Annotated in this window: 11 protein-coding genes; all 11 read left to right on the top strand. The window is 48.5% G+C overall.

Annotated features, from left to right (window positions below; translation table 11 throughout):
- Positions 1-438 precede the first annotated feature (438 nt).
- The 11 genes from ABEA66_RS24775 (at position 439) to ABEA66_RS24725 (ending at position 14,921) form a co-directional block, all read left to right on the top strand.
- Positions 439-876, top strand: a complete 438-nt coding sequence (locus ABEA66_RS24775) for a MarR family winged helix-turn-helix transcriptional regulator (protein ID WP_079909927.1) — start codon at positions 439-441, stop codon at positions 874-876.
- Positions 873-1,529, top strand: coding sequence for an HlyD family efflux transporter periplasmic adaptor subunit (locus ABEA66_RS24770; protein WP_192704150.1), 657 nt, complete (start codon positions 873-875; stop codon positions 1,527-1,529). Before ABEA66_RS24775 ends, ABEA66_RS24770 begins: the two co-directional genes overlap by 4 nt.
- Before the next feature lie 12 nt (positions 1,530-1,541).
- Positions 1,542-2,861 carry an efflux RND transporter periplasmic adaptor subunit gene (locus ABEA66_RS24765; protein WP_345591751.1) on the top strand — a complete coding sequence of 440 codons (1,320 nt, stop codon included), beginning with the start codon at positions 1,542-1,544 and terminating at the stop codon, positions 2,859-2,861.
- Positions 2,862-2,872: 11 nt separating this feature from the next.
- Entirely contained in the window at positions 2,873-4,519 is a 1,647-nt protein-coding gene (locus ABEA66_RS24760; protein ID WP_192704152.1) for a DHA2 family efflux MFS transporter permease subunit, read from the top strand.
- Between the two features lie 40 nt (positions 4,520-4,559).
- A complete protein-coding gene (locus tag ABEA66_RS24755; protein WP_345591749.1) occupies positions 4,560-6,320 on the top strand; it encodes a hypothetical protein in 1,761 nt (586 codons plus the stop codon).
- 74 nt (positions 6,321-6,394) lie between these two features.
- Positions 6,395-6,826, top strand: coding sequence for a MarR family winged helix-turn-helix transcriptional regulator (locus tag ABEA66_RS24750; RefSeq protein WP_179135956.1), 432 nt, complete (start codon positions 6,395-6,397; stop codon positions 6,824-6,826).
- Positions 6,827-6,956: 130 nt separating this feature from the next.
- The gene (locus ABEA66_RS24745; RefSeq protein WP_345591746.1) at positions 6,957-8,300 is read left to right on the top strand and encodes a hypothetical protein; all 1,344 of its coding nucleotides are present in this window, start codon (positions 6,957-6,959) and stop codon (positions 8,298-8,300) included.
- A 195-nt stretch (positions 8,301-8,495) separates the two neighbouring features.
- Positions 8,496-9,290: a DeoR/GlpR family DNA-binding transcription regulator gene (locus tag ABEA66_RS24740; RefSeq protein ID WP_345591744.1), complete on the top strand. Its 795-nt coding sequence runs from the start codon at positions 8,496-8,498 to the stop codon at positions 9,288-9,290.
- Between the two features lie 30 nt (positions 9,291-9,320).
- The gene (locus tag ABEA66_RS24735; RefSeq protein ID WP_345591742.1) at positions 9,321-10,298 is read left to right on the top strand and encodes an ROK family protein; all 978 of its coding nucleotides are present in this window, start codon (positions 9,321-9,323) and stop codon (positions 10,296-10,298) included.
- A gap of 370 nt (positions 10,299-10,668) precedes the next feature.
- Positions 10,669-11,388, top strand: a complete 720-nt coding sequence (locus ABEA66_RS24730) for a response regulator transcription factor (protein ID WP_345591740.1) — start codon at positions 10,669-10,671, stop codon at positions 11,386-11,388.
- 53 nt (positions 11,389-11,441) lie between these two features.
- The gene (locus ABEA66_RS24725) at positions 11,442-14,921 is read left to right on the top strand and encodes a response regulator (protein WP_345591738.1); all 3,480 of its coding nucleotides are present in this window, start codon (positions 11,442-11,444) and stop codon (positions 14,919-14,921) included.
- Positions 14,922-15,322: the final 401 nt, after the last annotated feature.

The raw sequence follows: 15,322 nt of genomic DNA, 5'->3' as shown, positions 1-15,322 counted from the left end.
CAACATTAACGCGGTGTCGTGATAAAAAAATGAGCATAAAGAATGGCTGTCGAGACTTTTTCGACAGCCTGGAGCCGTTTATTTAAACGGCTTCTTTATATTTTCAAGCTAGAAGAAATATAATGTTCACAGAAATAATTCTTTTCAAAATAGTTCGACCATGTTATTATTTCGTATAGAAATATTTCTTGTACGAAATAGTTTCGGACTGGAAACAAAAATGTGTCGGGGAAGGGGGCTTACATAGCGTGTAGAAGGGCCGGTCGCGAAAACAACATGAATCTTGCACAAAAGCCAGCTATCTCATCGAAAAATAGCCGACAGGTTCGGGTTTTTCGCCAGGAATATTGCCCAAACCTACCTTGTTCGACCTCTTTCGGTGTGGTATATTTTTGTGTATAAATATTTCGCCTACGAAATAAGTCGGAGGGTTGGCAAATGAGCAGAGCTATGCAAATCGGCAATTCTATACGGAAGCTGACAAAAATTTTTAATGCTACGATGGGGAAGGACCTTAAGGAAATCGGGTTGACGACTCCTCAAATCGCCACGATTGGTCAAGTGTACTTCGAACGTAAAACGATCGGGCAAATATCGGAATGTACCCAGCTGTCTTACAGCACGGTTTCCGGTATTATTGACCGGTTGGAGCGGGACGGGTGGCTTGAACGGGTTCGGGACGAATCGGACCGGCGCATCGTCTGGATCAGACGAACAAGCAAGATCGAAGCAGTGAAAGAAAAGCTCCATTTTTTCCAGGAGAGCTTCTACGAGAATTTGTTGGCGGATTTGAATCAGGAGGAGCTGGATACGATCATTCGGTCCTTGGATCTGCTGACTACTTATTTAGAGAAGAAGGTTGAGGAGAAAACATGAAGAAGAAACAAGTCTTGTCCATCATCCTTGCGGCGGCTGTTGTCGTGGCAGCCGGGGGAGGGTACACCTACTGGTATCAAGGGCATTATTTTATCAAGACAGAGGATTCAAGAATTACAGGCGATATTTATCGCGTTATGCCCCGGATTTCCGGCAAATTAACTTCTCTAGCGATCAATGAAGGAGATACGGTCTTGTCCGATCAAATCGTCGGCCAGCAGGATAACACGAACCTGGCTACGAGCAATCTGGATCAGGCCGCATTGCGTTCACCGATCGAAGGAACGGTTATCAAGACGAATGCGAAGGTCGGCGAGGTAGTGTCTCCAGGACAAACGGTCGCTATGATCGTTAACAAAAAAGACTTGTACATTTCAGCGAACATTGAAGAAGGAGATATTAACCGAGTGAAGGTCGGGCAAACGGTTGAATTCACGGTTGATACTTTCCCGGGGGCCAAATTGACAGGAAAGGTTAAAGAAATCGGTGAAGCGACAGCAGCCACCTTCTCCCTTCTGCCTGCTACAAACACCAGCGGGAACTTTACCAAGGTAACCCAGCGCATACCGATCAAGATTTCCATCGACAGCCAGGATGGACTAGCGTTAGCTCCGGGTATGAGTACTACTATTAAAATTCATTTGAAGGGGTAAGGGAAATCAGCCATGAGAAAAAAACAGATGACATGGATCCCGGCGATCCTTTCATTAGCCGTTGCATTTGCACTTCCTGGATGCGGGGATGTTAACGGCAAGGCCAATGCGGCTCAAGAACTATCGGTTAAAGCGATCAAACTGGGCCAGAACGTGGATTCCGGATTGAGCGGCAAAATTATTCCTGACCAAGAGGTTAAGGTAGTTTCCAAAGGCAGCGGCAAGGTAGCGAACGTTACCGTAGACGAGGGAGCCGTTGTCAAAAAAGGCGACGTGCTTGTCCAACTGGAAACCGACGATTTGACGCAGCAGGTCAAGCAAGCCGAAGCGGCTCTGGTCGCATCCCAGGCAAAGCTCGCCGATACGCAGGCAGGCGCCAGAACGCAAGAGATTCAAGGGCTCGAAAGTGCCGTGCAGGCAGCCCAAGCTTCTCTCGAGCAGGTGAATGCGGCTGTTGACCAGGCTAAGGCAGCTTTCGACTTATCGCAAAAAACATATAATCGGCTAAGAAATATGTACGACAGCACTAATACCGTTACTAAAGAGGATATGGATAAAGGGACGTTCGATTACGAGAAATCAAAAGCGGCTTACGATCAAACTGTAGCCCAGCAAGCTGCGGCGCAAGCGCAGGTATCTGCCGCCCAATCCAAGCTGGATCTGGCCAAAAGCGGCGCTACCGGCAATACGATTGAAGCGCTGCAAGCGGACGTGAACCGCACAAGTGCCGGCGTGGAGCTGGCTAACAGCGCTTTGGCGAATGCCACCATTTCTTCGCCTATCGACGGCATTGTTGTCAAGCGCAGCATTCAGCCTGGGGAAATGGCTCAGCCGGGTGTAGCCCTGCTTACGGTCGTTAAAATGAACCCGGTTCAAGTGGAACTAAGCGTTCCCGAAGCGCAAATCGGTAAAATGAAAGCCGGGTCCGACGTCGAAGTGAAGGTTGCCAATGTGCCTAACAAATCGTTCGCAGGCAAAATTTCTTTCGTAAGTCCTGTATCGAACGCCAACAGCACAACGTTCCCTGTGAAAGTAACCATCGATAACACCGAAGGCTTGCTGATGGCGGGAATGCTGGCTGAAGTTCACATGAAGGATACAGAGCAAAAGAACGGCCTGGAAGTTCCGAAATCGGCTCTGATTAAAAAAGACAATAAAACCTTCGTCTACGCTGTTCAAGACGGTACAGCCAAGCTGGTTGAAGTAAATACAACCGACAAAAATGCGGATTGGGTTTATGTAAAAGATAATGCAACCCTAAAGGCGAATGCACAAATTATCATCAATCCAACAGATCAATTGGCGGACGGCAGTAAGGTGAAAGTGGAATAGGGGGCATTACCGTGGCTGAACAGTCTCAACACACACAAGCTCCTCTAGCGGATCAGAACCAAGAAGCCAGCTTCTGGCTACCGCTGATCGCTATTATTCTGGCAACCTTCGTATCGGTGCTCAGCAGCAGCTTGGTCAACGTAGCCCTGCCTAAGCTGTCTACCGTATTCGGAGTTCCCACGACGACGATCCAATGGGTGGTTACGGGATTTATGCTGGCTTCGGCCGTTGTTATCCCGGCGAGCGGCTTCCTGTCAGCCCGTTTTGGAAGCAAGAAGCTGCTTGTTATTTCCGTTATAGGCTTTACGATAGGATCGTTCCTGTGCGGAGTCGCATGGAATGATTCGAGCTTGATCGCTTTCCGGATCTTTCAAGGCTTGACCGGCGGCTTCATCATGCCTGTCGGGATGACGGTCATGTATACGATTGTTCCACGGCATCAGATCGGCCTTGCAATGGGAATCTGGGGGGTCGCCGCCATGGTTGCCCCTGCGCTCGGTCCGACTCTCGGGGGCTATCTGGTTCAGTATTACAGCTGGAGAACGCTGTTCTTTCTTAATGTGCCGATCGGCATTATTGCAGCTATCGCATGTTATGTATTATTGAGGGAAAGCCCGACGAATCCGAAGCTGAAGTTCGATATATGGGGAGCTGTCTTTTCGGTCACCTTCTTCGGAACGCTTCTGCTGGCACTCAGTAAAGGCCAAACGGAAGGCTGGACTTCGCTTTATATTGTCAGCTTGTTCTATATTTCCGCTGTGAGCCTGGCGCTGCTCCTTTGGGTTGAATTGACTACAGATCAGCCGCTGCTGGATTTAAGAATATTTAAAAATCTTAAATTCTCGGCGAGTACGCTGACATCGGGTCTTGTCATGATGGCCATGATGGGCGGTACGTTTCTGATGCCGATTTACCTGCAGAACGTTCAGGGGATGACGGCCATGGACTCGGGGATTCTATTGCTTCCGCAATCGGTTGCGATGGCATTGATGATGCCCATCAGCGGTAAGCTGCTGACGAAGCTCGGTATTTTGCCGCTGGGTATTGTAGGTCTGTTGATTCTTGGTGTTACCACCTATGAGCTTCATAGGCTGACCGCCGATACGGCGCATATATGGATTAACGTCCTGCTAACGATCCGCGGACTCGGTATCGGTCTTTGCATGATGCCTATTTCGACAGTAGGTATGGGAGCTGTGCCTAAAGAACAGATCAATAACGCATCCCCGTTATCCAACGTATTCCGTCAGGTTATGTCATCCATGGGGATCGCGATATTGACTACCATTATGAGCACGCGCCAAACGTTTCATAATTTCCGGATTTCCGAGAACGTTCCGAGCACTTCGGAGGCAGCCAGCAGTGTGGTTTCCATGCTCTCCGGCGCGTTAACACAGGGCGGAGTGGATTCGGCAACGGCCAGCGGCACAGCGTTGACCTATATTGCCGGCTTCATTCAGAAGGAAGCCTTGGTTCGAGGTATTGCAGATACCTTCTATATTTCGGCAATTCCGGCATTTATATGCATTCCGCTAGTCTTTTTACTAAGAGACAAGAAGAAGCCTCAAGAGCAGTCTGCTCCGGCTAAAGCTCCGGAAGAAGCGTCATCCGGCAAGCCGGCTTCAGCGGGGATTCAAGCAGAACCTGTCAAAGCTTAATCATTACTTAAATTTAGCAAAATTCTGGAGGAAACAATCAATGAAAAACGTATGGGGAAAAACAGCATTGGCGTTCACCTTAGTTATGTCCACAGCATCGATGCCTATTGCTTCCGTATGGGCCGATGAAGCAGGTCAAGTCTCCGTCGTGAATGCGCCTGTCTATCAGCAGCTGACCGATTCGCTTCGAGTACAAGTCAAAAGCGTGCTGAACGAGAAAACATCGGACGGCGTCAATATCGGGGTCGTTGTCAATCTGAAAAATGACAGCTCCGTTTCCAAGCGTGTACCGGATTACGAGCTTCGCGTCAAAACGGAAGACGGTACCGTATATACATTGGTGGGCAGCTCCACGAATGTCCACTCGGCACTTCCTAATTCGGAAGCCGAGCTGAGCTACATGATTAAGCTCGACAACAAAGATGCCGTCGGCTTATCTGAGCTGCAATGGGTCGACGTGGACTGGAATGTATACCCTAAAACGGAAACGACGGTCCTGGCGGTTCCTATTTCCGGATTAAGCTGGGCAGGCGCCGATGCGGTGATTACCGATCCGTCCGCAATCAAAAATTGGGGCGACGCCTTCACCATAGCATCCAGCAATCTTCCTTTGACTTATACTCCTATCGATATGGATAAACAAAATAATGGCCAAAAAACAGCTTACGTCGTTAAGCTGATGGTTGAGAACAAAGACGCCTCTACCGTGACGGTCCCTGATCTAGTATTGGAAGGGAAAGACGGAACCTCCTCCTTCCAGGGGAAACAGGTTGAACAGGCCAAAGTGACAGTGGAACCAAATGAGAAGAAATACGTTCATTATGCAATTGAAACCAATCAAGATACGATCTTGAAGACGATCAATGTTCTGACGCCGGAAAGCTTTGTACAGACCGACGCCAAAGGACAAAGCACAGCCGTCAGCTATACGGTCGGACGTATTCAAATCGTGCTGCCGGAAGGCGGCAAAGTACCGTCCGCCCTGCAGCCGGTCAATTATACCTATAACACGAAAATCGCATTCGATACGCTGAGCAAAGCGGTCAATTCCGATGTCGATGTTTCCTTGGTTGAGCTGACCATGCATGAAAACCAGGGCATCGGTTACAAAACGGCCATTGCCAAATTTAAGTTAACGAATAACAGCGATTCTCCAATTCCTGTACCGGCATTTGGGGCCGAGTTGAACACCGCTCAGGGAGTAAGCTACGCTGGCAGCAGACAAATCAATCCGCCGAAGCAGCTTATGCCTAAGCTGTCCCACATCGTAAGCTACTCCTTCATCGTTCCGAACACAGAAGAGGGACAAACGATGGTTCTTAAGCTTTCCGATACGCAAACGGCAGCTCCGTACAAATCGGCTATTGCAGCCTTGAACGTGACAATGCAGCCGCTCGCTCAGCCTGAGGATGTCCTGTCCTTCTATCCGTTCCAAGTGAAGGTGGATAGCTGGAATATCCAAGCTTATACGAACCTGGCGACAGCTACGATGCCTCAAGTCACCTACGGCTACAAGCTGAAAATGAACTTGGATATCAAGCAAACGGACAATGTCGTAGTCGATCAAGATTTCTCCAAAATGAAGGTAGCCCTGGTCGATTCCGCAGGCCGTACTTTGGCAGAAAACGATTTGGCGTTTACAGACAGCGGCGGTATCAACAAATTGGTATCCGGCGAAGTGATCGTAGACTTTAATAAAGTACGTTCGGATTATCAGGATACCAACCTGACCATCCAAATGTACGAAGCCATTCAAACCGAGTTCGGCGAAGCCAAACGTCTGGTCGCTGTATTTAAATAAGTTAAGACTTGTCCCGCGTTTCCAGTTGATGGAGGCGCGGGATTTACATTGATGGTATGAAGAGGAGCCCAGAAATGGAGACAGAACAAGCAGTACTGGAGCAAATGGAAGAGACATCCAGGCGTATCATGAGAAAACTGGTTTCCTACGGTAAGTATGTGGACCGCCGTTTTTCCGGTTCCCAGGTGAGTGCTCTTCAAACTATTGAATTTTACGGATCATTAAAGGTATCGCAATTGGCGGAATGCTTATCGTTATCGTCGAGTGCGGTTACTTTGCTGTGCGATAAACTGATTCATAACGGATACCTTCAAAGAGAGCGCAGCTTGGATGACCGGAGAGTCGTCTGTCTGGTCATTACACCGTCAGGCAAGGAGATGCTGCAGCAGCTGCTGGATAAAGAAAAAGAAGTAATCAGCCGCTGGCTGACAGGAATATCTCTGGATGAAATGAAGCAGTTTAGCAATACGTTACATCGGATTAGGGAGAACGTAAAAAAATTGTAAAGGAAGTTCATAAAACATTCACGAAGTTTTTCAGAAAGGTCATTCACAAACAAGTTTAATTATGATATATTTCGTGTAGAAATATTTCCTATACGAAATATATAGAAATAGAAGGAATGGAGAGAGATCTATGAATACCAAACGTTTTGCAAAACAAACCATTACAGGTGGGGTGGCAGCTGCTTTGCTGCTGGGAAGCTTTGCTTATGCTCCACAAGTAAAACCGGCTTATGCGGCTGAAGTACAGCAGACTGCAGCAGCCAGCTCGCCTTTAGTTGCGAACTACCTTCGCAACCTGGCTACTTACACATCTTGGGTGGCAGACAAAAATACGGATGATGTGGAATCCGACTTATTCTCGGGCAAAACGCTGATTGAATCTTCCGGATTGCCTGCATCGGAATTAAGAGATCGACTGATTAACAATTTTAATTCGTACGTAAACAGCAACGCTCCAGCTGGTCTTTCTTCCGAGGAAATTCAAAGAATCTGTGAGGAGGGGGCTCGTCAAATCGGCGAAGCCATATCTCAACCCGGCTACCAGCCTAATGACTCTCAAGCAAGTGTGAACTTGAAAGCCGTAATTCAACAACGCCTGAATTCTCTTGCTGCTGACGTTGCATTAATTGCAAACGATGATATTGAAAACATCGACTCCAAATTGGAATCCGGTTCGACATTAGCAATTGCTTCAGGACTAACCCAAGCGGTTCTCATCGATTCCTTACGCGATCTGATGTATGCATCTATTGATAGTGCGGTTGGCCAAATTCCTGTTGATCCAGAGAAAGTACGGCAAGCTAAAGAAGACGCACTTCGCCAGCTTCGTACGGCTATTACAACTCCGGGTGGATACCATACAAGCAATGTACCAAGTGAAGTGAACCTTAATGATATAGTAAACAACCGCATTTCGTTTATCATTAGCGATGCAGCTACTATTGCTGACAAAAATTACAATGATGTTGTGGAAGAACTTCAATCGGGCCGTACTTTGGCACAGGCTGTAGGGATGACTCAATCGGACCTGTCCGTTGCGCTAAACAATATTGTACAGAAAGAAATTGACTCTGCTGCAGATCAAAATGCAATCGACCCTGAACTTGTAACTAAAGCGAAAAATGATGCAGCTGCCAAAATCGGCAATATTTTGTCCCAAGAAGGTTATACAGGAAGCAGCAGTACAGCATCGACCAACATCACTTCGAAGGTTGATGAAAGACTGAAATTAATCGTTAGTGAAGCAGCTACTCTTGCGGATAAAGAAACTTATGAAGTTCAAGACCTGGTTGATCAAGGTGCAAGTCTTGCAATAGCTACAGGAATTTCCGGTATGGATTTGTTTGAACGCCTTATGAAACCTATTAACCAATTTATTGACGGATTGTCTTCGGATGCCGATGTTGTGGCTGCGGCAAAAGCTAAAGCAGCTGAACAAGTAAGAACCTGGGTTAATTTTGGTTTCAATAATTAATCTTTCCCCCTCTATAAATAATGAGAAGCGCAAAGGCAAAAAAGCCTTTGCGTTTTTTTTCGTTCAAATTGAAGGTTTTGAAAGAAGAAATCAAGGAAATGATTGAAATTGTCATATTAAACCCCTATAATTATCGACATAACCATCAAAACGGCATGGTCATCAAGTAGATTGGCATTTGGAGTGAAGTGGAAAATGGGCGATCAGGATTTGTCCAAGGGCGAAGAAAGACGCAATAAAATTTTAACGGTTTTGAAAACGCAAGGAAGAATCACGATTCAGGATATTATGGACAAGTTCGGCTGTTCCGAAGCGACGGCTCGCCGTGATCTTGATTATTTGGTAAAGACGGAAGCGGTTATCCGAACGATTGGAGGTGCGCAATTCGAAGGCATATCCGGAATGCGGGAAGCCTCCTTTCACGAGAAGAGGCAGCTTCTGTGGGTAGAGAAGGAAATCATTGCGGCCAAGGCCGCCTCGCTGATCGAGGAAGGCGATGTCATAGGCCTTACAGGCGGAACGACGACTTATTTGATTGCCAAAGAGATCAAGACGAGAAGGAATATTACCGTCGTGACCAACGCGGTAAATATTGCCATGGAGCTTGCCGACAGCGACGGAGTGCAGGTAGTTCTTACCGGAGGCGTTATGCGCAAAAACAGCTTTGAGCTGTGCGGCCCTTTAGCGGAAAAAATAGTCGAAGGCTTGAATCTCGGTAAAATGTTCATGGGTGCGGATGGGCTTGCCCTGGAGCAGGGAGTGACCACCTATTCCGAACTGGAAGCGCAGATCGCCAGGCTGCTGATCCAGAGGTCCGTCAAAACGTATGCTGTGGTCGATCATTCGAAGATTGGGAAGGCGTCTTTGTTCGGTATTGTACCGTTGTCGTCTTTGGACGGCTGCATAACGGATGCACCCTTAAGTGCGGAGCTCGCCGCTGCGCTGGACCAGGCTGGCATTGAAGTGTATATTGCAGACTCTCGGAGCTGAAGCATAAAAGGAAGGGATTGGGGAGAGATCATGGGGTTCACGATAGGAATGGATATCGGCGGAACGAACATCGTATGCGGATTGGTCGATTCAGAAGGCAAGCTGTTAAATAAAATCAAGCGGCCTACGGAAGCAGGGCTTGGGAGCGGATTCGTCTTTGATAAAATCAGCGGGATGGTGAATGAGCTTCTTGCCACAGCGGGAATCACGCATAGCGATGTGAGTGCGATTGGTGTCGGCACCCCCGGATTTATAGATCCGGAGAAAGGCATTACCCTATTCGCCAGCAATTTGAAGTGGACCCAAGTGCCGACAGCCGAAGAAATTCGCAGACGTACCGGGATTCCCACGTATATCGATAACGATGTTAGAATGTATGTTTATGGAGAGGCTGTTGCCGGCGCAGCAAGAGGCTACGACCATGTACTGGGCATAACGATCGGAACCGGCTTGGCGGCTGCCGTGGTGAATCAGGGGCAATTGTATTACGGGAGCGGTTATATGGCAGGGGAGCTCGGACATATTCCTTTCCCGGAAATTCCTTATGACTGCGGCTGCGGTCTGCACGGTTGTCTGGAAACCGTCGTTTCCGCAACCGGGATCGCCCGTCAGGCAAAGGATCAGCTTGCGGCCGGCCGTGACAGCGTAATGAGAGAGTGGATGGACGCGGATCCGGGCTCAAGCCTCACCGCAGCGGATGTCTCCAAAGCCTATGATGCTGAAGACCCGCTTGCCGTGGAGATTATGAACTATACCGGAAGGCTGCTTGGCAAGGGCTTAGCGGCGGCAGTTACTTTGTACAGTCCAGACATGATAGTCATCGGCGGGGGAGCCGCATTAGCCGGAGAGCGGTTGTTCGCACCGATGCGAGAGCAGCTGCAAAACTCGGTCTATTCGGGATATTGGGAGCGGCTTACGATCGCGCAGGCGCAAATGATTGATGATGCGGGGATCGTCGGAAGCGCTATGGCAGCCGGACAGCGGCTTAAGCAGGCAAACACAGTGTAATCCTACTCTATCATAAAAAGCCTTGGCATAAGCCTTGGCTTTTTTTGCTGTGTACATTTTTTTCACCACATAGGAAACTTAAGTTCACCGAAGGCAATGGAAGGGAACGTGTTTCCTATTGGCGACAAAAATAACCGCTAACCGCGGTCGCACAACTTCGAAACTGCTTCGATAAACATTTTTTTCACAATTTCTAAACAGCAATAGACGAAAATTTCCTTAATATAGTATATTAGTAGTAGTGCTAGAAGGTATATAGCAGCAAAATTAAATCATACGAAAAAAGAGTGTATTAAATATAAAGCTGTCATTAAAATAATGCTGATTTTCCTAACACTTTTTTAACAATTTGTTTATAGGAGGCCCGTGGATGTACAAGGTTTTGGTTATTGAAGACGATCCAATGGTCGGCGAAATGTCGACGATGTATTTATCCGAAGAAGGGTACTCCGTAGAAAGAGCGGAGAGCGGCAAGGAAGGTTTGCTCTTTCTAGAACGGTTTCTTCCTGATCTTGTCATATTGGATATCATGCTTCCGGACATCAGCGGCATCGAGCTGTGCCTGGAGGTGCGCAAGGTATCCACCGTACCTATATTGGCCGTATCCATGAAAACGGAGGTTTTGGATCGGGTAGACGCCCTGGTGGCGGGAGCGGACGACTATTTATGCAAGCCGTTCAGCATGAGGGAACTGACCGCCCGGGTAGCGGCTTTAATCCGGCGCTCTCATATGCAGTATCATCAGCCGGATATGGACACGGTTCATGCGATTGCAGCAGGGGCGGTGTATGAGGACGGGGAGCCGATAACGATGGATCATGAGCGCAGAGCAATCTATGTGAACGGCGCCTTTGTCGAGACGACCTATTCCGAATTTGAGATCATGAAGCTTTTTGTTGCGAACAAGGAAAAGGTATTCAGCAGGGATGAGCTGATCAATGCTTTAAGAGGGATTGATTCCTTTGTGAACGACCGCTCTATCGACGTACACATTGCCAACTTGCGTAAAAAAATTGAGCAGGACCCGAAGGAGCCCAAATTGATCAAGACCGTGTGGGGGATCGGGTATAAGTATATGGGCAACTCTTAAGGAACCTCCTTAGGAGTTTTTGTTTTACATTCTATCCGGCAAAAGGAGCGCTCATGAGACGTTTATCGATTCGAAACAAAATGATGATTCTTGTTTCCATAATAACAAGTATCTCTTTATTATTCATAGGGATCAGCAGCTACAGAACCGCAAAGCAGCAAATTGTGAACGCGCTTCAGCAAAATGCCACGGCCAAGGTGCTGTCCCGGTCCTATAATTTGTCTGCCTGGATCGAAACCAAGCTGGCGGAAGTCGAGGTAATGAGCAGAACGAATCAAATACGGGATGGAAGCCCGTCAGAACGAATGGATTATTTGCGAAAGGAAGTCGAGCAGTCCAAGGGCGTGTTTTACGATCTTGGCTTTGCCGGGCTCGACGGTTCGCTGACCTTAACTTCGGGAGAGGTGATGAACATAAGCTCTACCTCAACCTTCCAGAAGGTGATCCAGGGGAGCAGCGCAGTATCGGATGTATTTCGGGGATCCCCGCCGGGCGGCGGTATGATGTTTACGCTTCAAGTACCGGTCTACGGGGATGACGAACAGATGATAGGTATCTTGAGTGCCCTAATGTCGGTGGAATCTTCCCTTAAGCTTCATACCGACTTTAGAGTCGGGAGTGCGGATACGATCATGATGTTTACCCGGGATGGAACGATTATTTATCACCCGGACGCCTGGATGCAGGGATATGCCAATATTAGACATGCCGACTCCCCTTTGAAGGAAATCATGAGTGAGATACTGACCAACGAATACGGTTATACTGAGACGGTTAAAGGCACGGAGGAGCAGCTGATCTTTTATTCCTCCATCTTGGGAACACCCTGGCACATGGTGCTTCAGGTCCCCATTCAGGAATTTGAGAAACCGCTTAATGCGCTGCTGGTCAAAACGGTGCTCACCATTATGGTGTTGGAGATTGTCATGCTGTGGCTCATTACAGTGCTGTTCAACCGTGAAATAACGAGGATCAGAGAAATTACTTCCGTCACGGCCAAGGCTGCCGAAGGACAATTTGACATACCTCCTATCGAGGTCGACAATGAGGATGAAATCAGCACTCTGGCCCGGTCGGTCAACGGGATGATGGTCCAGCTGAAGGGCCTGTTCGAACGACTGGAGGCTATTATTAATCAGAATGATTTTGCTATCATCTCATTGGATTCAAATTATAAAATTAACTATTTCAGCAAATCGGCCGAGAAGCTGCTGGGTTATACGGCGGAAGAGGTTCTGAACAAAGAAACCCCTCTATTGTTTCATGATCCGGAGCAGATCAAGGAGCTGTCCGTGCAGCTGACGAAACGACTTGGACGGCCCGTGCCTCCTGACCTCTCGGTATTTAGAGAGCTAAGAAATATACAATTTTCCTATGACCGGGATTGGTATTTTATCCGCAAGGACGGCTCCCGTGTCGCCGTATCTCATAACTCTAACGGAGTCAGGGATCGTGAAGGGCGTTTTATTGGTGTTGTCGCGATTTCCCGGGATATAACCGAACAGGTCCGGATGCGGGAGGAGCTCTTGCAGGCAAAGCTTGCGGCGGAGGAAGCGGATTCGGCCAAAGGCGCGTTTCTCGCCCGGATGAGCCACGAAATTCGAACCCCGCTCAACGGAATTATCGGGCTGTCCCAGCTGATGCAAAAAACGGAATTGAACGATATTCAGAACGATTATTTGCGAAATATAACCAACTCGGCTCAAACTCTGCTGCAGATCATTAATGATATCCTGGATTTTTCCAAAATGGAGGCAGGAAAATTCGAGCTGGATCAAACCATTTTTCACCCGGAAGACTGCATTCAGAAGCTGTCGGAGACGATAAGCGTGTTTCTGGGCGGCAAAGAGCAGTTTGAGCTGATTATGGAAACACCGGAGCGAATGCCTAACGGACTCATAGGCGACCCGCTTCGCCTGGAGCAGGTGCTGCTGAATTTATGCAGCAACGCCGTAAAATTTACTCCCAGAGGCCACGTTACGGTACGCATTGAGATCCTGGAGGAGCTTCCGGATTCGGTGCAGTTGAGATTTAGTGTGAATGATACCGGTATTGGCATCACTAAGGAGCAGCTGGACCATTTGTTTGAGCCCTTTACTCAGGCGGACGGGTCTACCAGTCGAAAATATGGCGGAACGGGCCTCGGCCTGGTTATATCCAGCTATTTAATCGAGAAAATGGGAGGAACGCTGGAGGTGGATAGCGAATTCGGCGTCGGAAGCTCGTTCCATTTTACAGTGCGTTTCAAACGATCCAAGCAGTCCGGTATGGCCCAATACAGACTTGCCCATGCCGGGGAGCCAGTAGTATGGGTTGTCGAGGACAGCCCGGCCATGCGGGAGCATATGTGCGGCATGCTTCTATCCTTCGGTATGAAGCCTTATTTCATTCCTTCATGGAAGGAAGCGTATGCGAGACTGCAGCGGGACAACCCGCAGGAAACTGGATGCCATATTGCTATTATGGATATGGAGATGCCGGATATGTACGGGCAGGAGACATGGAGAGGTTTTCACAAGGCAGCTTCGGATGCAGGGATCATTACCTTAGCCATGACGACCGTATTCGGCAGGGAAGAGATGCTGGGGATGCCGGAAGAGGATCGGCCTGACGGGATTATTTTGAAGCCGTTCACCCGGCCGGAGCTGTTCCGAACCCTGGAGGCGTCGTTGACCCGCTTTGCTGCCACTGTCGATCATCAGGAGGCATCGTTAGGGCCATTGGAGCACAAGCCGCTATTGCCCAAAGCGAAGCGAATCTTGTTGGTGGAAGACCATGAGATTAATCAGCAGGTCGCCTGCGAGATGCTGCAGCAGCATGGTTATGAGGTGGAAATTGCCGGCAACGGAAAGGAAGCTATGATCAAGCTTGAGGAATCCGATTGGGACCTTGTGCTGATGGATATTCATATGCCGGAGATGGATGGCTGCGAAACGACGGAGATGATTCGCCGCAACCCCCGCTATGACCACATTCCGATTATTGCAATGACAGCCAACGTCATGCGGAATGACCATGAACACTATGTTCGGCTTGGAATGAACGATATTATTACGAAGCCGCTTGAACCCGAGGCCATGTTTGCAACGCTTCGCAAATGGCTCAGAGATTCCGGCCAGCCTTCAGAGCGCCGTCCTTATTCCGGTCAGGAGGCGGAATCTGCCTTACCTAGCGTGGAAGGAATTGACGTGAGAAAAGTCATCAAACGGTTGAACGGCAAGCTATCTATATTTATACAGATGTTAAAAACGTTCGAGCGGGATTATGTCGATTTTCATACCCAGTTTCAGCAGGCAGTGGAAGAGGGTAGAGACAACGAAGCGCTGCGGCTTGTTCATACGCTCAAAGGGGCTGCGGGCAATCTTGCCGCAGGGCAGCTGGAGACTGCCGCAGGCAGGCTGGAAACCGTGCTGCTGGCAACAGGCGTTGTTGATCCTCTATCGCTTAAGAAGGCTATGGAGGAGGTCGAGAGCAGCTTGAAGCAGCTGCTTGTCTCCGTTCATTTGGCGCTCCATTCTCCTGATGGCCCTTAGCGGGACTTTCCTTACTATTAGTTCACCCTTAGCCTCTATTTTGTAGAGGCTAAGGGTGTTGAGAGACCTATTCATCTAGAAAAAAGCGAAAGGTAATAGGTGGGGTATCCCTTGGAGGAGCGGTAGCGTCCGCCTTTGTTCTCGGAAAATACCCGGCGTAGAGCGAATTTAATCAAAAATTCCCGAGAACAACAGTGGCCGGAGGGGGATACCCCACCGGGGTACCGGTGCTATTTTTCCATTGTCGCAGGTTTCTTAACAAACCCAGCCTCTACTAGTGTGCACCCCTTAGAATAGACATTGGAAAAACCCCCTGGTTAATCCGATGAATAGTGTGCACCCCTTAGAATAGACATTGGAAAAACCCCCTGGTTAATCCGATGAATTCTAAGGGGTGTATT

This window comes from Paenibacillus vulneris (genome assembly GCF_039543185.1).
Classification (GTDB): domain Bacteria; phylum Bacillota; class Bacilli; order Paenibacillales; family NBRC-103111; genus Paenibacillus_S; species Paenibacillus_S vulneris.
The sequence above is the reverse complement of the archived record's forward strand: the minus strand, read 5'-3'. Positions and strand labels throughout refer to the sequence as shown.